The organism is Desulforhopalus glucosivorans (assembly GCF_054397165.1).
In genome coordinates this window covers 1,724,468-1,745,990 of sequence record NZ_AP044854.1, presented here as the reverse complement: position 1 = coordinate 1,745,990, position 21,523 = coordinate 1,724,468, and the positions used below count along the sequence as shown (strand labels likewise).

15 protein-coding genes are annotated in these 21,523 nt (G+C 40.6%); 11 read left to right on the top strand and 4 right to left on the bottom strand.

Features of this window, described 5'->3' with window-relative positions; genetic code table 11:
- Positions 1–93 precede the first annotated feature (93 nt).
- The 6 genes from ACX6CI_RS07425 (at position 94) to ACX6CI_RS07400 (ending at position 7,215) form a co-directional block, all read left to right on the top strand.
- On the top strand, positions 94–1,593 hold the full coding sequence (locus ACX6CI_RS07425) for an FGGY family carbohydrate kinase (RefSeq protein WP_458777530.1): 1,500 nt from the start codon (positions 94–96) through the stop codon (positions 1,591–1,593).
- A gap of 114 nt (positions 1,594–1,707) precedes the next feature.
- Positions 1,708–3,351: a glycerol-3-phosphate dehydrogenase/oxidase gene (locus ACX6CI_RS07420; RefSeq protein ID WP_458777529.1), complete on the top strand. Its 1,644-nt coding sequence runs from the start codon at positions 1,708–1,710 to the stop codon at positions 3,349–3,351.
- A gap of 11 nt (positions 3,352–3,362) precedes the next feature.
- Positions 3,363–4,820 carry an FAD-binding oxidoreductase gene (locus ACX6CI_RS07415; RefSeq protein ID WP_458777528.1) on the top strand — a complete coding sequence of 486 codons (1,458 nt, stop codon included), beginning with the start codon at positions 3,363–3,365 and terminating at the stop codon, positions 4,818–4,820.
- Positions 4,821–4,903: 83 nt separating this feature from the next.
- A complete protein-coding gene (locus ACX6CI_RS07410) occupies positions 4,904–5,857 on the top strand; it encodes an aldo/keto reductase (RefSeq protein ID WP_458777527.1) in 954 nt (317 codons plus the stop codon).
- Positions 5,858–5,946: 89 nt separating this feature from the next.
- Positions 5,947–6,828 carry a damage-control phosphatase ARMT1 family protein gene (locus tag ACX6CI_RS07405; RefSeq protein WP_458777526.1) on the top strand — a complete coding sequence of 294 codons (882 nt, stop codon included), beginning with the start codon at positions 5,947–5,949 and terminating at the stop codon, positions 6,826–6,828.
- Positions 6,829–6,999: 171 nt separating this feature from the next.
- Positions 7,000–7,215: a DUF2180 family protein gene (locus ACX6CI_RS07400; protein WP_458777525.1), complete on the top strand. Its 216-nt coding sequence runs from the start codon at positions 7,000–7,002 to the stop codon at positions 7,213–7,215.
- A gap of 277 nt (positions 7,216–7,492) precedes the next feature.
- Here ACX6CI_RS07400 and ACX6CI_RS07395 read toward each other — a convergent pair whose 3' ends face one another.
- The gene (locus ACX6CI_RS07395) at positions 7,493–9,988 is read right to left on the bottom strand and encodes a transporter substrate-binding domain-containing protein (protein ID WP_458777524.1); all 2,496 of its coding nucleotides are present in this window, start codon (positions 9,986–9,988) and stop codon (positions 7,493–7,495) included.
- A gap of 297 nt (positions 9,989–10,285) precedes the next feature.
- Here ACX6CI_RS07395 and ACX6CI_RS07390 point away from each other — a divergent pair, with 297 nt between their 5' ends.
- From ACX6CI_RS07390 to ACX6CI_RS07370, 5 genes are all read left to right on the top strand, one after another.
- Positions 10,286–10,927 (top strand): cyclase family protein, encoded by a 642-nt coding sequence (locus tag ACX6CI_RS07390; protein ID WP_458777523.1) that lies wholly within the window; start codon positions 10,286–10,288, stop codon positions 10,925–10,927.
- Between the two features lie 79 nt (positions 10,928–11,006).
- Complete coding sequence (locus tag ACX6CI_RS07385) at positions 11,007–11,276, top strand: hypothetical protein (protein ID WP_458777522.1); 270 nt, start codon at positions 11,007–11,009, stop codon at positions 11,274–11,276.
- A 253-nt stretch (positions 11,277–11,529) separates the two neighbouring features.
- Positions 11,530–12,756 carry an ABC transporter substrate-binding protein gene (locus tag ACX6CI_RS07380; RefSeq protein ID WP_458777521.1) on the top strand — a complete coding sequence of 409 codons (1,227 nt, stop codon included), beginning with the start codon at positions 11,530–11,532 and terminating at the stop codon, positions 12,754–12,756.
- Between the two features lie 5 nt (positions 12,757–12,761).
- On the top strand, positions 12,762–14,300 hold the full coding sequence (locus ACX6CI_RS07375) for a diguanylate cyclase (protein ID WP_458777520.1): 1,539 nt from the start codon (positions 12,762–12,764) through the stop codon (positions 14,298–14,300).
- Positions 14,301–14,951: 651 nt separating this feature from the next.
- Positions 14,952–16,730 (top strand): putative Na+/H+ antiporter, encoded by a 1,779-nt coding sequence (locus tag ACX6CI_RS07370; protein WP_458777519.1) that lies wholly within the window; start codon positions 14,952–14,954, stop codon positions 16,728–16,730.
- A 149-nt stretch (positions 16,731–16,879) separates the two neighbouring features.
- Here the strand turns inward: ACX6CI_RS07370 and ACX6CI_RS07365 are convergent, their stop codons facing one another.
- The 3 genes from ACX6CI_RS07365 to ACX6CI_RS07355 all read right to left on the bottom strand — a co-directional run bounded on the left by ACX6CI_RS07365 (position 16,880) and on the right by ACX6CI_RS07355 (position 21,488).
- Complete coding sequence (locus ACX6CI_RS07365) at positions 16,880–18,667, bottom strand: AMP-dependent synthetase/ligase (protein WP_458777518.1); 1,788 nt, start codon at positions 18,665–18,667, stop codon at positions 16,880–16,882.
- A gap of 433 nt (positions 18,668–19,100) precedes the next feature.
- Positions 19,101–19,820, bottom strand: a complete 720-nt coding sequence (locus ACX6CI_RS07360) for an enoyl-CoA hydratase/isomerase family protein (RefSeq protein WP_458777517.1) — start codon at positions 19,818–19,820, stop codon at positions 19,101–19,103.
- Between the two features lie 309 nt (positions 19,821–20,129).
- A complete protein-coding gene (locus ACX6CI_RS07355) occupies positions 20,130–21,488 on the bottom strand; it encodes a sensor domain-containing diguanylate cyclase (RefSeq protein WP_458777516.1) in 1,359 nt (452 codons plus the stop codon).
- Positions 21,489–21,523: the final 35 nt, after the last annotated feature.

The window sequence follows — 21,523 nt, the reverse complement described above, 5'->3', positions numbered from 1 at the left end:
CGCAAAGGAACGTATCCCGTCTTACTTCCCTTTTAACGGGGTCAGTGCCTTACTTAATCAAAGTAGTACTACAAAACATAATAGGAGAACGCTATGTCTGATAAATATATCCTGGTAATAGATGAAGGTACAACCGGAACAAGAGTACTGATTGTAGACGCAGATAGTCAAATAAAATCACAGGCGTATGTTGAATTTGAACAACATACACCCGCCCCTGATCGAGTTGAGCATGATGCAGAGGAGATCTGGGTGAAAACAAAAGAAATGGCCAGAAAGGCGCTAGCAGAGGCAAATATTCAGGCAGGCGATATCGCAGCAATTGGAATTACTAATCAGCGGGCTACCACAGTGGTCTGGGACAAGCAAACTGGAAAACCTGTTACCCGTGCAATAGTTTGGCAAGATACCCGGACAGCTGACTTTGTTGAAACCATCAGAGATGAATGGGCAGAAAAAGTCTATGGCAGAACCGGATGGGCTCTAGCCCCAGTCTATTCTTCCCTTAGTCTGCATTGGATGATGGAAAATGTACCTGGTTTTAAAAAACGCGCTAATGCAGGAGAGCTCGCTTTTGGAACCATCGACTCCTGGCTAATTTTTAAACTTACCGGTGGAAGGGTTCATGGAATATCCGCCTCTAACGCCTCTGTAACAGGCGCATATGATCTATTGCACAATGAGTGGTACGGAGAGTGGCTCGATTTTTTAGGTTTACCGTTAAGTATGTTTCCAACAGTATATCCGGATTCTGGTGACTTCGGTCTAACAGATAAAAGCTTCCTTGATGTAGAAATTCCCCTAACTGGTGCTATTGCTGATCAGCATGCAGCGCTTTTTGCTCAAGGCTGTATTGAACCTGGAACCGTAAAGGTTACCCACGGGACTGGTACCTTTTTAGATATGAATATCGGTGAGAAACCGGAAATTTCACAGAATGGTTTAAATACAATCATCGCCTGGCAAATGAACGGTGTGACAACCTATGGTCTTGAGGGGTACGCAGCAGTTACAGGATCGGCTGTTCAATGGCTGCGAGATGGTACCAAGATGATTGCTGAGTCAAACGAGACTGAGGCTATGGCAAGGTCTGTAGAAGATAATGGCGGTGTGTACTTTGTACCTGCTCTTGCAGGGTTGTCTGCACCATATTGGGATTCATATGCCCGTGGAATGATCATTGGCATCACCCGCGGCACCCGTCGCAGTCACCTTGTTCGTGCCACCCTTGAAGGGATTGTCTATTCAATGAAAGATTTTCTTGGAGCAATGCAAGATGACTCCGGTGTCGATATCCAAAGACTCAGTTCTGATGGTGGTGCTTCTGTGAACAACTTTCTGATGCAGTTTCAAGCAGATATTCTTGGCATTGAAGTTGTTCGCCCATCAGTTACAGAGGCAACAAGCCTTGGAGCGGCGTACATGGCAGGTCTTGCTATTGGCTTCTGGCCAAGTCCTGAGTCATGTTTTGCAGGACAAACCATAGACAAAGTTTTTACACCGAAAATGAGCAGTCTTGAGCGTAACAAACTCTATGGCGAGTGGAATAAAGCTGTAAAACTGACCATGAACTGGGCAAAGGAAGAGGTGTAACATAACTGTCTCTAGAACCTGGTGAGTGATGAAGTAATTTTCAGAAAGCCAGGTTTTTAAATATATTAAAAAGATTTTTAACCATTAATCTCATTGTTTGCAGGTGTATGAAAGATGAAAAGAGTAACAGCTTCAGAGCTGAGTAAAGAAGTCTACGATATTTTGATCATTGGAGGAGGCATTACTGGTGCCGTCGCTCTCAGAGATGCAGCTTTAAGAGGGCTCAAAGTTGCACTTATAGAAAAAAATGATTTTGCCTGGGGAACAAGTAGTCGTTCTACAAAACTGCTCCATGGAGGTTTAAGATATTTAGAAACTTTCGAGTTTGCAATGGTTAGGGAGGCGTGTCGGGAACGTGAACTTTTGCTTGAAATCGCGCCTCACCTCGCTCATCCACGACCCTTTATGTATCTTCAGTACAAAGGAGATCCTGAAGGAATGCTCAAAATGAAAGCCGGATTGACTTTTTATGATCTAGTCTCTGGAAACCCATCTTTTAGAAGGCATAAGATGCTTGGCCGTGAGAAAGTTCTGAATCTAGAGCCACGTCTCAATCAGGAGGGGCTCAAAGGTTGCGGCTACTATTACGACTTTTTGACAGATGATGCCAGGCTTACAGTAGATACAATCAAGGCCGGAGGTGAGGCTGGCGGCCATATTTCCAATTACATGGAGGCTGTCGGGTTTGTTGAAGAAGGTGGGCAGATAAACGGTGCCAAAGTAAAAGACGTATTGACCGGGGAAGAGGTCGTGGTCAAGGCAAAGCAGGTTATCAATACTGGCGGACCCTGGGTCGATAAGGTGCGCTTTATGGAAGAGGGCGTGGATAAAAAATTCCTCCGTCCTACTAAAGGTGTGCACATCGTTTTAAGTAAAAAAGACTTCCCCTTAAACCACGCAGTATTTTTACGAGCCCCCAGTGACAACAGAGTAGTGTGGCCGGTTCCATCACTTGATGGTGAATTGGTCTACGTAGGAACGACTGATACTGATTTTAACGGTTCACTGGATGATGTTGTGGCAACAGATGAGGATATCGATTACCTCCTTGAAGTTGCAAATCACACCATTCCGGGACGAAACCTCACCCGCAAACATATTATCGGCACTTGGGCTGGCTTGCGACCGCTTATAGCTCCAGAAGATGATCGAGGAGCGAGCCAAGTCTCTCGCGAACATGAGATTTTTGTCAGTCCGAAAGGTCTCTTGACTATATGTGGCGGAAAATTGACCACAGCAAGAGTCATGGGCTTGCAGGTGATTGACAGGGCAGTAGAATTATTGAAAGAAAACTATAGGTACAAGAACGTTGCCCATAGTTCGACTAAGTACATACCGATCAGTGGTGGTGATAAATCAATGATTGCTCTAGCTAAAGAGCGGTTTGAAAAACTGGACATTCCAGCTGAAGTAAAAAAACGTTTACAAGAGCTGTATGGCGGTAATGCCTTGATCATAGCTGACATGATTAAAAACGATGAGTCAGCAGCTCAAAGTATGGGCGATTATAACATTATTGCAGCAGAAGTGAGATATGCGGTTGAAGAAGAAATGGCAGTAACTATGTCGGATTTTTTCACCCGCAGGGCGTCTCTTTTCTATTGGTTACGTGATGGTGGCCTTGCTATTGCTGATGCAGTTGGAAAAGAAATGGGAGCGAGTCTTGGTTGGGACGATCAGGAAACTGCGAATCAGATAAGTTCCTATAAAGAGTGGGTTGCCGCAAACCGTTTTGAACCTGTAGAATTAACAAAATAGAGGAATAGACAATGATAAAGCAAGCAAAAAGTATCAAAGAAATGGTAGCCCTTCAAACTGAAGCGAGTAATGCAAGAGGTGAGGCCACTTGGATTGATGGTCTTAAAAAGGCTGTTGGAGAAAACACCGTTTTATTAGATAAAGAATCTATAAATAATCACAGTTATGACACATGGCCTGTGGTTACAAAAATGAAGAATCAAGGCAAGAATATCTATGCCCCTGATGCTGTAATTGTAGCCAAAAATGTCGAGAAAGTATCAGAGGTCTTGAAATGGGCCAATGAAAATAATGTTCCTGTTACGCCTTGGGGTGGTGCTTCAAGTGTTACAGGTCAAGGTCTCGCAACGAGAGGTGGTATAATTATAGATACCACTGCGATGAATCAAATAATCGCAATCGATGAAGACTCACTTATGGTTAAAGTCGAATCGGGTAAGTTTGGTCATCACCTTGAGAAAGAACTCAACGATCGCGGATACACGCTCAACCACTCTCCTCAATCACTTGATAGATCAACTGTGGGTGGCTGGCTTGCGACAAGAGCAATGGGCCAACTGTCTTCACGTTATGGTGGTATAGAGGACCTTATGGTTACCTATACTGTTGTACTGCCTACTGGTGAAATTGTAGAACTTATGAATGTTCCTCGGGCTGCAGTTGGTCCAGATATGCGTCATGTATTTGTAGGTGCGGAAGGTACCATGGGAATTATCACCGATGTTACACTCAAGATCTTTCCTGTAACAGAAAACAGAATCCTCGAAGCTGTAACTTTTGATTCAGTGGAAGCCGGTGTAAAGGTTATGCGTCTTATCATGCGTAATTGTTTAAAACCTGCCATTGTACGTTTTTATGATGTTGATGAAGCAAAACACGCAATGCAGGACAAAGCTTTTGATAAGTGTGTTTTATTTGTTGGCTTTGAAGGCATAGAAGGCGTTGCAAGAGCTGAATATAATGCGGTAATGGATCTATGCGCAGCTGAGGGTGGGGTAAAGCTTGGGCCTAAGCCTGTGGAATCGTGGAGAGGACGTCGATATGATTTCTCCACCGTTGAAAATCTACTCAATAAACCTGGGGGGCTATCTGAAACCATTGAAGTTGCGCACTTCTGGTACGGCATCATGGACACATATACAGAGCTCAAAAAAGCTCTAGCTCCATATGCGGCAGAAGTCCTTGGCCACTTCTCCCATGTGTATCCACAAGGAACATCACTTTATATCATTTTACTCGGTCAAGAAGAAGATGACGCCGCAGCTGAGCAGAAGATGATAGAGATTTGGGATACAGCTATGGAGGTTTGTGTGAAGACAGGAGCTGCTATTTCCCACCATCATGGTTCTGGTCTTGCCCGAACGCCTTATGTGGAAGAGAGTATTGGTGGCAGTTTACAGGTACTTCGAAAAGTAAAACAAGCAATAGACCCTAAAGGTATAATGAATCCTGGTAAGTTGGGTCTGTAGGCTAAGAGTAATTCACTCATTCATTTGCCTGCTGTGTTAGCGGGCAAATGGATATTCACTGTACTTATTCGAGAGGTCTTGAAATGAAAATGTTGCAATTTACGGGTGGCGATACAATGCCATTCATTGGTCTGGGAACTTGGAAAGCAGAGCCTGGCGATGTTTATCGTGCCGTAAAAGAAGCTCTCAAAATCGGTTATCGTCATATCGATTGCGCATTGATTTATGGCAACGAGGCTGAAATTGGTAAGGCAATACGTGAAAGTATTGATGAAAAAATTGTAACAAGAGAAGATTTGTGGATAACGTCTAAGCTATGGAACGATGCCCATGCGCCACAAGATGTAAAGTCTGGCCTGGAAACGACCCTTGGTGACTTACAACTGGACTATCTTGATCTGTACCTCATACACTGGCCTGTTGTTCACAAGAAAGGTGTGGTGTTTCCAGAGAATGCCTCAGGCTTCGTAGCCTTAGAAGATGAACCTATTGTAGGTACCTGGAAGGTAATGGAAGAACTTGTGGATGCAGGTTTATGCAAACACATTGGTGTCTCAAACTTTAGTATCAAAAAACTCAAAGCACTTTTAGAAGTAGCCAGAATTAAGCCCGAGATGAACCAGATTGAGCTTCATCCTTATCTGCAGCAAGCAAAGATGGTTAAATTCTGTAGCGCAAAAGGTATCCACCTGACAGCATATGCACCGCTTGGATCAGGTGACAGACCCGCCCAGTTTAAGGCGGATAATGAACCGGTGTTGATGGTTGATCCAATTATTACAGCCCTTGCCAAAAAATATTCCGCCACACCTGCACAGATACTGATAAGCTGGTCGATCATGAGGGATACTGTAGTTATTCCTAAGTCGTCAAATCCGGAGAGACTAAAGCAAAATCTTGATTCTGCGGCTCTTACCCTTAGCGATGATGATATGCAGGAAATGGCAAAGCTTGAAAAGAATTTCCGCTATGTTGCTGGCGATTTCTGGGAAACTCCAGGCGGCCCATATACACTGAGTAATCTGTGGGATGAATAACAGTATTTAAGAGGTGCCGTCTGTACTGTTTTTTTGTGAGGCGGCGTCTCCTTGTGCGTGGAACGATTATAGTATGAGTGGTGAGTGAAATGCAGACCGGGATTGACTGTTTTGCTTGTTTTATGCAACAGGCAGTAAATACTGTAAAGCAGTGTACAGAAGAAACAGAATCTCAGCGCAGGATTCTTGTTCGTGCTGGTGAAGCCTTAAGCAATATCAACATGGTGAATAGTCCACCTGTTAATCTGGCAAGTTTTTATCAAATCATAGCTGAGCAGACAAATATCCCTGATCCATTTGCCGCTATTAAAAAACGTGAAAATGATTTTGTTTTGGGACTTGAGGATACAATCCAGAAAACAATTGCACAAGCACCGGATCCACTGCTTACTGCAATTCGCTTTGCAATTGGTGGCAATGTCTTGGATAGCGGTTCACCGCAACAAATCGATATAGAATCTACGCTTGCAGGGTGTCAGAACCAACAAGCCTCGATTAATCATTATACTCAATTGCGGGAGAAACTGTCAGAAAGTAGACGGATTCTCTATTTGACAGATAATTGTGGTGAAATTGTTTTCGACAAACTGGTCATCTCTCAACTCCTTGGAATGGGATTGGATGTGACAGTTGCTGTTAGAGGTTCAGCCGTTATCAATGATGCTACAATTGAAGACGCAGCATATTGTGGTCTTGATAAACTTTGCCCTGTTATCTCAAATGGCATAGATATTCCAGGGACCTCCGTTGAGCATTGTAGTGAAGAATTTAGAGAGAATTTCAATAAAGCCGATTGCATATTTAGTAAAGGTATGGGGAACTTTGAATGTCTATCTGAGGTCGATGGTCCGATTTTTTTTCTCTTAACTATTAAATGTATCACCGTCTTAGACTATCTCAAACGTCAATACGCATCAAAAATGCTGAAGATTGGCTCACCGGTTATTGTTGATCAAAGTTTTCATCTTTAATATCTCTGAAACGGGTTTGTAGGGGGGAGTCAGAAGAGAAAGGTAAAAAAATAAGAAACATCACCGGTAATCTTTTAGATGCGAACCAAAGATTAATATCATTTTTGTTGGACACATTGGGTTCAGCAATACTGTAAAATCAAATTCTTAATTTTCAAAAGGAGAAATACTATGCACTGTTTTGTCTGCGCCCAATTAGGAAAAGAAACTCCAGCAATTGCCGTATGTATAACTTGTGGAATGTGTGTTTGTCAGGAGCACCTTGTGAGAGAAGATTTACCTATCGAGGATGTGAAAAATTTTGGATTCAGTAAGCAAAAAATCGTCCGTGCTGAAAAGATGCCTCGGATAGTGTGCCAGTCATGCCACACTGCTTTAAATGGGTAATCGCTCTTGGTAGGAGTAAATAACAACAGGTTTGTAGAGTAGCAACATTTTCGAAAAGGTGCCGCCAGCGACGATGAGTGTTGTCAGGTAGCACCTTCTAGCACATGTCAACAATGCCACAATGTGTGGAGAAGAAACTCTACCCAAGAATTGACAGCTCTGCCAGCCTTAATGGAGACCAAACCATTTAACAAATTTGCATATTGGTATCATTAATTGTAGCGATCTAAGGAAAGTCAGCTACACAGAATAATTAACAGAGTCCAACAGTACATTGCTACACAATAGATATGCTAGAAGAATCCAGGACTTTTCGAATTGTAATTGCTAACTCCGATTTAATAAGTGGTTTCATCAAAAATGCATGTACGCCTATTTCTTTAGCATCTTTATCTGAGAAGTTGGCACTATATCCAGTGCAGATAATAGTTGGTATATCTTTACGTATGCTCAAAATTTCAAGGATGAGTTGTTTACCTGTCATATTTGGCATTGCCATATCCGAAATAATCAGGTCATACATATTTGGATTCTTTCTTACCAGTTCTAATGCCCTTATTGGGTCGGTTGTGATTACGACTCTGTAGCCAAGGCTTTCTAAATGACGTTTTCCAAGTTGAGTAATCGATGGTTCATCATCAACGAAGAGAATGTTCTCACCGTTTCCCGCTGGAAGAGAAGGTAGCTCATCAGTATGCAATTCATGAGGACCATCATGCTCTGGAAAAAACATGGTGAAAGTTGACCCCTGATTTAATTTGCTGTCGGCTATGATTATACCACCATGTCGTTCAACGATACCGTGAACAACTGCCATGCCAATACCAGTACCTTTTCCAACATCTTTGGTTGTATAAAAAGGTTCAAAGACTCGGCTAAGAACTTCATCTGACATCCCAACACCATTATCACGAACGGTCAACTTGACATAGCGGCCTGTCTTTAGATTTAGCAGATGTTCGCTTTGGGCTTGAGTAATGATTTCATTACTCAGTTCAACTGTTATTACACCTCCCTGGTCAGGTAAGGCGTCTGCTGCATTATTACATAAATTTATCAGGAGTTGATTTATCTGGGTGTCATTACCCTTGAAGGAACAGGTTTTTGCTGAGAACTTTTGTTCGATCTTTATATTCGCGGGGATTGATGAACGAACGAGTTTCATGGAATCTTGAACGACAATTCCAAAATCCAATATTTTGTCCTCAGTCTCTTCAAGCCTGCTGAAGGTTAAGAGTTGTTTCACAATATCTCTGGCCCTCAAAACTGCAATTCTAATCTCCTCAGTACTCTCTTTGGCAACACTCAAAGGAGGTAGCTCCTCCATAATGAGTTCATTGTTGCCGATGATGATGGCCAGCATATTGTTAAATTCGTGGGCGACTCCACCAGCCAGAGCACCAATTGCTTCCATTTTCTGAGACTGTTGGAGTTGCTTGGCGATATTTTTTTGTTGGGTAATATCAGCTATAAAACCTTCAAGGTAACTGTCACTCGTCTCTATATCGGATACGCTTCCACCACGTTCCCAGACCCATTTAATATCACCTGATTTAGTTATGATCCTGTACTCAATTTTAAAGTGTCTTTTGTTTTTAATACCTTCCTGAACCGCATCTACGACGCTCTGCTGATCATCGGGAAAGATTAAATCACCATAACATATTGGTGCATCTTGTGAGATCTCCAAAGGTTGATATCCTGTAACATCCAGACAACCGTCACTGATAAAATCCATTGGCCGATTATGTTGATTGCGACACCTGTAGACCATACCCGGTAGATTATCAATTAAGGTTGATATTTTTCGTTCACTCTCCCGAAGTCTGAGTTCTATCTTCTCTCTTTCTTTAATCTCTTTAACGAGTCTTCTGTTCCATAGAAAAATCGCACCAATTACAATAATGAATACAATAAGGGAAACCGCTATCCATTTAAGAATAACCACAAAGGTGATACCTTGGTCGTAGCGTACGGAAACCCAACGTTGCCGAATTTCCCGATGTTGCTGATCAGTGATTGTAGCCAGGGTCTTGTTTATGATTGATTGAAAAACAGGCCAATCTTTTCTAATGGCTATGAAAAGAGCGTACTCTTCAAAATGAGTTGAGGCTGTAATTTTTAAATTCGTATAGCCCTGTTGATCAATGATATAGGATGCTGCGGCGAGATTCTCTATGGCGACATCTGCCTGACCAAAGGAAACGGCTTTTAGAGCATCTTGAGGTGTAGATATATAGTGAGGGGTAAATGGTATTGCACTTTTCTCCAGAATAGCTTCTGTGGAGATCTTTTTTTTCAGTGCAACCCGCATACCTTCTATGTCCTGCAGGATTTTTATTTCCGGGCTATCTTTGCGGCTGACAATGACTAGAGGAAAGGTTATGTATGGATTTGAGTAGAGCAGGTACTCACTACGCTCTTTTGTGAAGGCGACGCAAGAAAGAACATCAATCTTTTTATTCCGGATTAATTCCAGGATCGCACCCCAGGGCGTCTTTGGTAAATACTCTATGGATATGGATAACTGTCCGGCAATGAATTGCAGGTAGTCTGATGCCATCCCAACATATTCAGAATCCTCATTAAAGAACTGGAAAGGAGGAAAGGCTTGGGGACCACTAACCCGAATCGTTTTGTGCTGAGACAACCACTGTTGCTCTTCGTGTGTAAGTTCAACAGAGGAGGAATATGCAAAATCAGAGGTAATTGGGACGACAAAAATTGATAATATTAGGACAATGACCAGTTTGATGTTTCCATAACAATTCAAAGTAATGTCCTTTCAATCAAAATGAGTTAATTGGGCATATAAAATAACGATATCGTAATTGTATGGGGTGTAAGAAAAATAATCAAACGAAAATTGAGTGACGGTATCTGGTTGAGGTGCTTTATACAAGGCAGTTATAGTTGCATACAATCAATCTGCTTCTCAGTTTTGGTAACCTTCTGGTTTTATGCAGCTCCGAATCTTTTTTATTGTTTTTTGACTGAGCCAGCGTGTCTATAACTGTATAGAGTTGTAGAAAATGACAAAGGATATAATCTTGAGTAATTTGGAGTAATAATGAAAATCGTTGATTTATCTCATCCTATATCGCCTGTTATGCCTGTTTACCCAGGTACTCCACCACCCAAATTCAAAATAGGCTGCACAATTGAAGAAGACGGGTTTTTAGAAAAAGAAATTACGATGTATTCGCATACAGGAACACACATTGATGCACCAGCCCACTTAATTGGAGGTGCCAAAACTCTAGATAAAATGAACATCGATCATTATTTTGGGGAAGCGCTGATGATCGATCTACAGAACACTGGTCGGGGTATTATAGAGCTCGATGATCTCATTGAGTATCAGAATGAAATTAATAAAACGGATTTCTTATTATTAAATACGGGATGGAGTAAGTATTGGGGGACTGGGAAATATTTCTCTGGTTATCCTGTCTTGTCGTTAGACGCCGCATCTTGGTTAAGTAAACTGAACATAAAAGGGGTTGGGATGGATACCATATCAGCAGATGCAGCCGATACCTCAGACTTTTTAATACATAAAACACTATTTACAAAAGATATTGTTATTGTTGAGAATTTAGCGAATCTTGAAAATGTAGACACTCACTTGTTTAAGTTTTCCTGTTTTCCTTTAAGCATTGAAGAAGCGGACGGCTCTCCCGTACGAGCTATCGCGTATATTATGCAATAACGTAGGTCAGCAATTTTCAATTACATCAAATGACCAGGAAGTTGCCTGACTATCAGTTTGACCTGTGAAGGATGAGCTGATGTCAAATTATATTGGTCTGTTTTTAGAGCGTCAGCCAATAAATACCTTAGGCGCCACACCTCACTCCAGTATTAAAAAAGCACTGTCAATGCCAGGCATTGGTATATCGTACCTGAATGATGAAGGGTTGGTAGTTTTTGCAAATGCATTGTTGGGCGATTCGGTAAGTATGACTGCGCTTTATCTGGGACACTGTAGTGTAAACGCCTTTTTGGCAATATTACAAAATAGTTTGGGAAAATTCCTGGTAAATATATTGTATATTTGACTCATATCCTTATCCGTAACAGTGGTAAGGTTGATTTAACCATAATAAGCATGATACTGTGAAGGAATAGCTCATACGTAGGGTTTAAAATCTCGGAATACCCATTGTTTTTCACAAGTTGTTAAATGTTTATAACGAAACAAACCAATCTATTAATTGTTAGAAAACATCAGTCATGAAAATTCCATATATCCTGATATCGATAGTCTCTTTTAACTTATTATTGTGCACTTCTTTTTCAAATGGGGGTGAGGTGAGTGCTGTTGTTGGGAAGCAAGACCAGCTGAAACAAATCATTTTGACTATGGGGTCTTGGAGGAAGGATGATGTTGAGCAAATCAGTTTTATCCTGGAAAAATTCACAGAAAAACATCCGCACATAGTTATAAAATTCGACCCCACATCACCCGCCGACTATAATGATGTTATTGAGGCTCAATTAGAAAGTGGTACAGCGCCGGATTTATTCTATCTCCGTTCATTTTCACATTCAAAAAAATTATTCAGTAAAGGATATCTTGCGGTTCTTAACAATTCTTCAAATATAGAACAAAGTTTCCCCACACAAATGATTGAAGCATGGTCAATGGAAGATGGAACTATTTATGGAGTTCCTCTCATGGCTGTGTCCCATGGTATTTATTACAATGCATCATTTTTCAAAGATAAAAATATTGGAATTCCTAAGACCTGGGAAGAATTGCTTCTGGTTGCTGAAAGAATAAAAACAGAGGGGGTTACTCCTTTTGCTAATGCAACTGGCGATGCCTGGACGGTCAATGGCCTGATACTACAAAATGTTATTCCCAACATTGTTGGGGGTAGCAACGGAAGGTTAGCCTATTATAACGGAGAACGGTGTTTTGATGATGATCAGATGATTGCGTCCTTCCAGGCTATAGATGATATCTCTCCATATGTATCTAGTAATCAGAAGCTTTTAAAATATGCTGACAGTCTGCAGCTGTTTATCCAAGGTAAATCGCCCATGTGGTTTGGTGGTTCGTGGGACATTCCTTTTTTCGAAGAACAAAATCCTGATTTTAAATGGAGTATATTTGCTATCCCACCACCAGAGGGTAAAAAACAGTATATAACTTTTCACCCCGATGCCGGTATTGGTTTGAATAAATCTTCACCATACCTTAAAGAAGCCAGAGAGTTTTTACAATGGATGACCACAGGTGAGTTTGCTTCTCTACTTGTCGATCAGCTTCCTGGTTTTTTTCCCATGCATAAGAATGTTACTGCTACCAAAAATGAATATGCTTCCACCTTCTTGCATTTTAATGATTTATATGAGTTCGATAGTCGTTTTGTATGGGGGAAGATACGTGATGGAAACCCAAGTGCTTACGAAATAAGTCTCAAGTCCTCAGTTGATGTGATGAATGGTGTTATTACACCTGAACAGGCTGCTCAGAGATTACAGGTAGGACTTGAAAAATGGTACGAACCAGCCTCTACGTGCGGTAAGTAAATGATATGACAGACGTAGATAAGAGAAGAATTATCATTAAAATAGTTTCAGGCTACCTCCTAGCTCTATCCCTTATGTTGGGAATTGTTGGTTTCTCTCTTAATCGACTCAATAAGATTGAGAAAACTGTAGATGATATTACCAACAGGCTTGCTGTAACGAGAGCGCTCTCTCAGGCAATTGCGGGTAAAATTAGACAAGTTCGTTTTAATGCTGAGCGCTATCAAAGGTTTTATCACCAGAGCGATCTCGACCAGTTCAACGAAGAAATTATTGAGCTCAAAAGTGGTTTAGAGGAAATAAATCATCAGGTCAATAATAACACGTGGCTTGAAATGATTCAGCATATTCAGGACGAGACAGATCAGTATGAGACACATTTTGAAAACATAGTTAAGCTTATCATGTATCAGCAGTCACTTCTTTCAACTGTGTTTATCAAACAGGAGCTTCTCATCGAAAACCAGCTCTCCGCAATCAGAATCAATGTCGGCATAGTTCAAGCCCCAGACATCTTTTTCTCTTTTGGTAATGCCCGTAATTCATTTCAGTTGATGCGTCTTTCCCAGGCAAAGTATCTCAACGAAGCCAATGAAAAGTATTTTGTAATGTTTAAAAACAACTACAAATATGCAACAGAGGCTTTCAATAATTTAAATAGTGCTTTAATGGAGGTGTCCGATAACGCAGGTATTAGCGCAAACGCTATTAAGGCCAATGAAGAATTGGAAATCTACTATCATACTTTTTTGAAAATCCGGTCTGCGAGTATTGATTTAAGAAAAGCATCTCGCGATTTAGATAAAAACGAATTTAAGATAACAGAAATAGCTACAGATATAGGAACAAAAGTAGAAGAGGAATACCAGGTCCAGAACAAGGTTATGCAATCGTTGGTTCTCAGAACACAGGTTGAACTTGTCGTTGCTGTTTTAATCGCAATATCTCTTAGCTTAGGCCTCATTATTGTTGTTTCAAGAAAGATCACAACGCCAATATTTCTTGAAATGCAAAAAAGAGCGACTCAACTTGAACAATTAGCAAATTCCGATGGGCTCACAGGACTTGCAAACAGAAGGCTTCTAGACGAACGACTGACCTTGGAATGGCAGAGATTGAAAAGAGAGAAAAAACCTTTGTCCATTGTCATGACAGATGTGGATCAGTTCAAAGCATACAATGACTTTTATGGTCACCAGCAAGGAGATGATTGTTTAATTAAAGTTGCCCAGGCTATTCTTGCCTGCCTTAAACGTCCTGGCGATTTGGCTGGCAGGTATGGTGGTGAGGAGTTTATGGTAATTTTACCAAACACAAATACTGCTGGAGCAATAGAGGTGACTGAAGGTATCCAAAAAACAATATCTGATATAAAAATTGAACATTTACAATCAGAAATTGCTGATTATTTAACACTTTCTTTTGGGGTTGCTTCTGTAATTCCCTCTGAAAAAAGTACACCAGAGGAACTTCTTTCATTAGCAGATGATGCTCTATATGCAGCAAAAAGACAAGGCCGAAACCAGATATCTATTGGCTCATAGTAGTTTGTCCAATACTGGTTTGAGAGGAGTCCAATTTTATTGGAAACGCTTCTGATTCAAAAGTTAGGTTTCTAGCTATTCACATAATTCTATTGCATCGCCTCACCGAAAAAAGATCCCCAGAAGAAAACTCCCCTGTGATTCTGTTGGAGCATAGGGAGGGCGTCGTAGTTAATCGCGTCTAAGAATCACTGTGGTTTCTGCAGGTTGAATCGTCCTCCCATAAGCAAAAAATACATATCCCCTGGCTTGAGTCAGTTGCATTATTCGTCATATTATCTAGTATAGGGGCTTTTATCAAACTTACTGCATTAAGTGATATTCGCGTTGGGTCTATTGCCTCTAATACTCTTGAAAATATTTGATAACCAAAATATACTATCACTCTGATTAGATAGCTAAAATCAGGTGTTGAATATGCTGTATATTTTGTCTGTTCTGAAAAAATATTTCAAAAGTGCATTTTTATGTCTGATTGTAGTATTGAGGTTTTGGTGTGCAGTTTTCACTTCTGAAGTGCATTGTACTTGCTCACTTAAAACTACTGTGAAAATAGTGCGTTGAAGTATACTCTAGCATCGTTTTTCTTTAAAAACGGTCCTTCAGAGAAAACCATTCTCAAAGATTCAAAAAAGAAATTAAGGATAGTTTATGAAAGTACGATGGAAAATCGTCCTTGTGTCATTGTTACTCATTATTGCAACCTTTGCATACGCTGGAGGAGGTGGATCTGATGCTCATCAGAGTGTGCCAGACTTTCCTCCTAGTTTTTCAAGTTATCATGATGCTGATATTGATAGTATCGGTGCAATCCTTAAAAACCGTATCAGCCATACTCCGTTTAATCTTATCGCATCACTTATTTTTCTTGGGGCCATCCTTCACACCTTCTTGAGTAGTAAATTTCTCTACTATGCTCATAAGTGGAAGGCCGAACACCATGAAAAAATTGAAAAGGGTTTAGAATCAGAAGATTCTACCCATATTCTTTCAGAGGTTTTTCACTTTCTTGGAGAGGTCGAGGTCGTTTTTGGTCTCTGGGCGGTGGCGCTCAGTGGCGCAGTGATTTTTTTCTATGATTGGCCTACCTTTGTCAATTATGTTAGTGGAGTCAATTATAATGAGGCCATGTTTGTTGTGGTTATCATGACACTTGCGTCCTCCAGACCTATTTTGCAACTCTCCGAAAATATGATGAGCCGTATAGCCGGCGTTTTTAACGGTACATTAGCGGCTTGGTGGTTGACCATTATGACCTTTGGTCCAATCCTGGGATCTTTTATTACAGAGCCTGCTGCTATGACAATTTCTGCAATGCTGCTGGCACAAAAATGTTATGAATTGCAACCGAGTGACAAATTCAAATATGCTACCATTGCACTACTTTTTGTCAATATCTCTGTTGGTGGAACCCTTACCCATTTTGCAGCTCCACCGATTCTCATGGTGGCAGGGTCGTGGAATTGGGATTTTCTTTTTATGTTCAACACCTTTGGATGGAAGGCTGTTATTGGAATTGTAATTTCAAATAGCTTGGTTTTTATGGTGTTTAAAAAAGAAATTGCAGTTTTGGAAGAAAAATTCCAATTATTCGAGCTTAAAAAAGAGATCAAGGAAAAGTATATTCACAGTGATTTTCTAAAAAAGGATTTAAAGATTGCAGAAGAACGAATTGGTCACGATCTGCAGCAAGAGTTCGAACGCATTAAGGATGCTGCTAGAAACTCAACCCTATCTGCTGGATGCTGTGAGGATAATGATTGTTCGATTCTAGAAGAAACCTTTGAGCAAGAGTTTGAAAACCTTAAGATCCAGCATATGAGTGTCTCCGTACCAGGTTTACTACCAAGAGATAAGAGAGTGAAACTTGTTGATCCCCACTGGGATGAACGTTGCGGTAAGGTGCCGGTTTGGATTATGGCAGTTCATGTGGCCTTTATGGTCTGGACAATTGTCAATGCGCACTATCCTGCTATTTTTGTTTCTGGTTTACTCTTTTTTGTAGGATTTTCCCATGTTACATGGCCATTTCAAAACACGGTTAACCTAAAGCCACCAATGCTGGTAGGTTTTTTTCTTGGTGGTCTGGTTATCCATGGTGGACTGCAGGGCTGGTGGATTGCTCCTGTTCTTGGAAGTCTCGGTGAAATTCCTCTTATGTTGAGTGCGACAGTGCTAACTGCCTTTAACGATAATGCCGCCATAACTTATCTGAGTACTCTGGTGCCAGGTTTTACAGATAAACTAAAATATATGGTGGTTGCAGGTGCGGTGACAGGTGGTGGGCTTACAGTGATCGCTAATGCTCCCAATCCTGCTGGTCAGGCCTTGTTGAAAAACTACTTTAAAAATGGAGTTTCACCTCTACGGCTGCTCGCGTATTCATTAGTGCCAACTATAATTATGGGGTTCTGCTTTTTGTTGTTATAAACAAGTTGATTGACGTATTTTACGTATTTTAGGTAAAACACGTAAAATACGCATAAGCTGTGAAGGCACTTTTCTTCACAGCCTGTGGAGTAGGGGGGATAGCGTGTATCAAACAAGGCCAGTTTTAATGAAGCTGGCCTTATGAGATATCACTGGTACATTTTTTGGATAAGTTGCTCGTGGTTTTTCAAAATCGTTTTTCTTTTCAACTTGAAAGTCGGGGTCATCATTTTGTTCTCAATTGTGAACTCGGGGACGATGACAACCTTTTTAACTGTCTCAAAGGAGGCCAGGTTTGAATTTTTAATGGCCACTTCTGCATTGACCATTTCAATAATTGCAGGATTTTCTATCAGATCAGTCATGTTCTCATAGGATATACCATTTTTCATAGCATAGTCTGTCACACTGATTTCATTGAGTGTGACCACGGCAGTGAGATAGTTTCTCTTTTCACCGATTACACAAATCTGATTGAAGTATATAGACGTTGCAAGATTGCCTTCGATACGTGAAGGAGCAATGTTTTTACCCCCAGATGTTATAATAATATCCTTTTTGCGATCAGTGATTGTCAGGAAATTGTTTTCATCAATGGAACCAATATCGCCAGTCCTCAGCCAGCCATCTTCGGTAAATGTAGCAGCGGTCTCATCCGGCATTTTATAATATTCTTTCATGACATTTCGACCTTTAAACAGCACTTCTCCATCCTCTCCGAGTTTTTGTGAGATCCATTTCCCAGGAGGACCAACAACACCAAATTGATAATCATCGAGGCGATTAACATTTGAAAAAGAGCAGTTTTCTGTCATTCCTAACCCCTCTAATATCAAAAGGCCTGCGGCATGAAAGAATCTTGCAATATCTGGATTTAATGGAGCTGCACCGCTAATACACCATTTGACTCTTCCCCCAAGGGCATCGTTAACTTTTGAAAATACAAGTTTGGTCGCAAGCTTGTATTTTAAGTTTAGTGTATAGGGGATTGGTCGTTTTTCAACCTTGCATTTTGATACTTCTGCACCGACATCGCAGGCCCAGTTAAAAAGTTTTTGAGTCGCAGCACCTTTTGATGCCACTCCCGCAAGTATTTTTGTGTGAATTTTTTCAAAAACTCTGGGAACACTTATAAACCAGTGCGGGGATGCAAGTATAAAATCTTCATTAATTGTTTCAATGGAACGGGCGAAAGATGTGCAATTCCCTAATTTAATAGCAGCATTACAACATGTTCTGGCAAAGACGTGGGCAAGAGGCAGGAAGATAAACATGTCTTCACCATCGAAAAATTCACCGCTGTTTTCAATTGATTGACTTGTGAATGTGATATTATCATGGGTAAGTACTACGCCCTTAGGCACTCCGGTCGTGCCTGACGTGTATACAATCCCAGCAGTATCCTCTGCTGTGACTTCACTAAGACGGTCGGTAAATAATTTGTCGTCTACATCTGTTCCTAGCTTAAGAAAATCTTCATAGGTAATAATCCAGTCGTCATCGGGGGCTTCATCGTTAAAGAGAATGACCTTTTTGACATTTGGGATATCTTTCCTGATGAGAAGAAGTTTTTCTAACTGTACGAGATTTTCTGCAAAAACGAGTACACCATCAGAATGATTGATAATATATTCACAATCAACAGGAAGGTTTGATTGATATATGCCTACAGTTGCGGCACCGACACACATATTGGCAACATCTGTGAGCACCCACCGATAACATGTATAGCTGAGGATATTGATTTTATCTGTCCTCTTCACACCAAGTGCAATGAGACTCTTAGATACTGCGGTTATTTCCTGATAAAACGTTTGCCAGTTGATGGTTGTTGCATTTCCATCCGAATCAAACCATCTGAACGCATTTCCCGGTCCACACCGATCGATGGTTTCGCGCAGCATTTCATGATAATTCTTGTAATTTTTAGCCGACATGTATCCTCCGCCTACTTTTGTAAGGTGAACGATTAAACAATGGCAATCAACGTGCCTCCCCGAAAACAACAGACAATCCAATATAACCTTAACGCTAACGTGAATGCTATAAATTTATACTAAAATAACCAGAAATCATACACTAACGATGTAGTAGACACTAGTGACCCATATTGCCAAACGTTTTTGCAGGTAAAATTATATTTCTGTATATTAATAGTTTAAATGAAGAGGGTAGGTGAAATTGGACGTGAATACAGTAGCTTGAGTTGTTTGTAGATGTTTTGAAGCGGATAAAATCAATGGAGGAAATAATATTGTGATGACGTAATGGGTTTTGTACGCAATAGGGAAGTAGTAAGAATAACCTAGTGGTAACAATATAAGTGAAGAAATCGGTTAGCACTAGGTTCTCAATAACGGCCAACGTGGATTAACTCATTTTCACATTAAGCGGTTCAATAAATAGAGGATCTTCTTCATCGATGACTTGAATAATTCCCTTATGTTTTCGCTTTTTCAATTCCCCGAATATTGGCCGTTGTTTTTTGAATGTGCTAGCGAAGGTCATCGCCTGGTCTAACAACTCATCCTGATCCTTGGAAGCTTTTATAATAACATGATTGAGCTCAAGTTCTTCTGCGTTTAATCGTCTACCTGTTAACAGCATGTCGTTGAACAGATATTCTGGAATTGCCTTTTTCACAAAGGCTATCATACCAGGAAGAAAAGGAATATTTACATCGACCTCCGGAAAGCAAAAGAAGCCTTTGTCATTTCTCATAAACCTGAAGTCACACGCACAGGCTAAAATAGCTCCATTTCCAAAGGCGTGACCATTGATAGCCGCGATGACAGGTAATGGCATAAGGAGCAAGCGTTTAAAAACCTTATTCATTTCATACATGAAGGATTTGATTGAGTCAAAGTCCTGACTGATAAACGCCTTATTTAACCAGTCGACATCAACACCCTGGGAGAAATTCTTTTCATCTGAAGAGGTCACAACAATTGAAAAAATAGAATTATCCTCCTCTATCTGATCCAGACACAGATTCATTTCATTGGCGAAGATCAAATTTTGTCGATTGGCCTCGTTACACATTGTAATAACAGCAGTATCGTTTAGTTTTTCCCACTGGACCAATTGCATATATCGCTCCCTGTTAAGTTTGGAGTGTTACGTTAACGTTCACGGAATCTTAATGCTACAATAATTACTCCATGACAACCACTCATTTTTCGGAAATTTTGAAAGAGAGTACGGGAGGAACTCAAATATATCGAGACAACAGTGATGTGAGAAGTGGTGAAATGTAACGGAAGGTACAGTTCCTGAGCTTAGATAGTACGAATATGGCTTTAATTGTGAATTTTATGGGGGCGGTCAATGTATAAGAAAAAAACAGATTTGCTCAAGCAGCGTTAAATAAACGTAAAACCAATGTCGCGCGTTTGAGGATTAAATATCGCTTGAAATACCAACTGCATTTTTTCCTGATGATTTCACATGAAACATCGCCTCATCTGCAAGGGCGAGGAGTCCAACACTGTCGTCTGCGTCATCTGGGTAAACAGCGACACCAAAACTCGCAGACATTTTGACTTTGAGGTCTTTTTTGCGCAAATAGACAGTGTTTTTCATAAGGTTACGGATTTTTTCGACAATTGTCAGCGCTTCTTTTTTTTCGGTTTGTGGTAAGACAAGTACAAATTCATCCCCGCCATATGCAACGCCAAAAGAACGATTTACCAAACATTGTTTGAATGTTTCAGCAACCTCTTTAAGTGCTTGGCTTCCATTGAGGTGACCGTAGGTATCAACGATATGTTTAAAATTGTCCATATCAAGAAAGACGAGTGAAAAGGGCTCTCTGGTTTCATCACTTTCAGCTGTCAGTTTGTCGAGGGATTTGTAGAGATATCTCGTGTTGAACAGGCCTGTCAGGCTATCGTGGTTTGCAAGATGGCGAAAGCGCTCCCTACTGCGATGCAACTTTATTTGAGCCATTCTCTTCTTAGTATTATCAATGAGAATCCCGTCAATTAATGGGGGGCCTTCGGATTCTTCTGTTAATCTGGCATTTATCATTACCCAAACAGATTTTCCATCACGGTGGAGCATCTCCATTTCGTAATTGGTTATTACCCGGTTATGTGTGAGCTCAGATACGAACTGCAAGCGATCATTAGTTGTCTTGTAGAGCGTTCTAATATTAGGTATATTTTTTATGAGTTCAGTTGTTTGTTCATAACCAAAAATTTTTGCAAAGGCAGGATTGACTCTTACAATAGTTCCATCTAAGCGACATTGATACATTCCCTGTGCTGCATTTTTGTAAATATTTTTATATCTAGTTTCAACTACTTTCAGATCATCCTGAGCCTTTTTGAGTTCTGTGAGTTCGGTTAAAAAGACAAGAAAGCCATTTGGGAGGCCGCTTTTGTCTCGCAAAACACTCCGTTTATACAGAAGAATTCTATCTTCTCCAGTTTGGTTATAAAAAACTGCCTCAAAACTCAAATGGTTTTTATCAGCAAAATGAACAAAAACAGAACGCTTGTCGTACAAGTCATCAACAGGAGTTTGAAGAAGAGTTTTGCCCGATCGTCCTGTCAATTCCTCAATTGCAGTATTGTAGTCAATAATATTGAACTCTAAGTCTAGTTCAAGAAATCCTTCGGATGTTGCATCGAGAACCCTTCTGTATTTTTCTAGATTCTTTTTTGCAGTTTTTTCATGCTGTAACTTGATTGTTTTGATTTCCTCTTCAAGCTTTCGGATCCTGCTAATGACGCTTTCTGGTAAAGGCTGGTCCATATTCAGTTCTCTTATCTATGGTGGCCAAGGTATGA

What these genes read in the sequence shown, in the direction of transcription:
- ACX6CI_RS07370 (WP_458777519.1), top strand. Translation starts at nt 14,952, where the DNA reads ATGAAAGTACGATGGAAAATCGTCCTTGTGTCATTGTTACTCATTATT.
- ACX6CI_RS07390 (WP_458777523.1), top strand. Translation starts at nt 10,286, where the DNA reads ATGAAAATCGTTGATTTATCTCATCCTATATCGCCTGTTATGCCTGTT.
- ACX6CI_RS07415 (WP_458777528.1), top strand. Translation starts at nt 3,363, where the DNA reads ATGATAAAGCAAGCAAAAAGTATCAAAGAAATGGTAGCCCTTCAAACT.
- ACX6CI_RS07360 (WP_458777517.1), bottom strand. Translation starts at nt 19,820, where the DNA reads ATGCAATTGGTCCAGTGGGAAAAACTAAACGATACTGCTGTTATTACA.
- ACX6CI_RS07420 (WP_458777529.1), top strand. Translation starts at nt 1,708, where the DNA reads ATGAAAAGAGTAACAGCTTCAGAGCTGAGTAAAGAAGTCTACGATATT.
- ACX6CI_RS07400 (WP_458777525.1), top strand. Translation starts at nt 7,000, where the DNA reads ATGCACTGTTTTGTCTGCGCCCAATTAGGAAAAGAAACTCCAGCAATT.
- ACX6CI_RS07405 (WP_458777526.1), top strand. Translation starts at nt 5,947, where the DNA reads ATGCAGACCGGGATTGACTGTTTTGCTTGTTTTATGCAACAGGCAGTA.
- ACX6CI_RS07410 (WP_458777527.1), top strand. Translation starts at nt 4,904, where the DNA reads ATGAAAATGTTGCAATTTACGGGTGGCGATACAATGCCATTCATTGGT.
- ACX6CI_RS07385 (WP_458777522.1), top strand. Translation starts at nt 11,007, where the DNA reads ATGTCAAATTATATTGGTCTGTTTTTAGAGCGTCAGCCAATAAATACC.
- ACX6CI_RS07375 (WP_458777520.1), top strand. Translation starts at nt 12,762, where the DNA reads ATGACAGACGTAGATAAGAGAAGAATTATCATTAAAATAGTTTCAGGC.
- ACX6CI_RS07355 (WP_458777516.1), bottom strand. Translation starts at nt 21,488, where the DNA reads ATGGACCAGCCTTTACCAGAAAGCGTCATTAGCAGGATCCGAAAGCTT.
- ACX6CI_RS07425 (WP_458777530.1), top strand. Translation starts at nt 94, where the DNA reads ATGTCTGATAAATATATCCTGGTAATAGATGAAGGTACAACCGGAACA.
- ACX6CI_RS07365 (WP_458777518.1), bottom strand. Translation starts at nt 18,667, where the DNA reads ATGTCGGCTAAAAATTACAAGAATTATCATGAAATGCTGCGCGAAACC.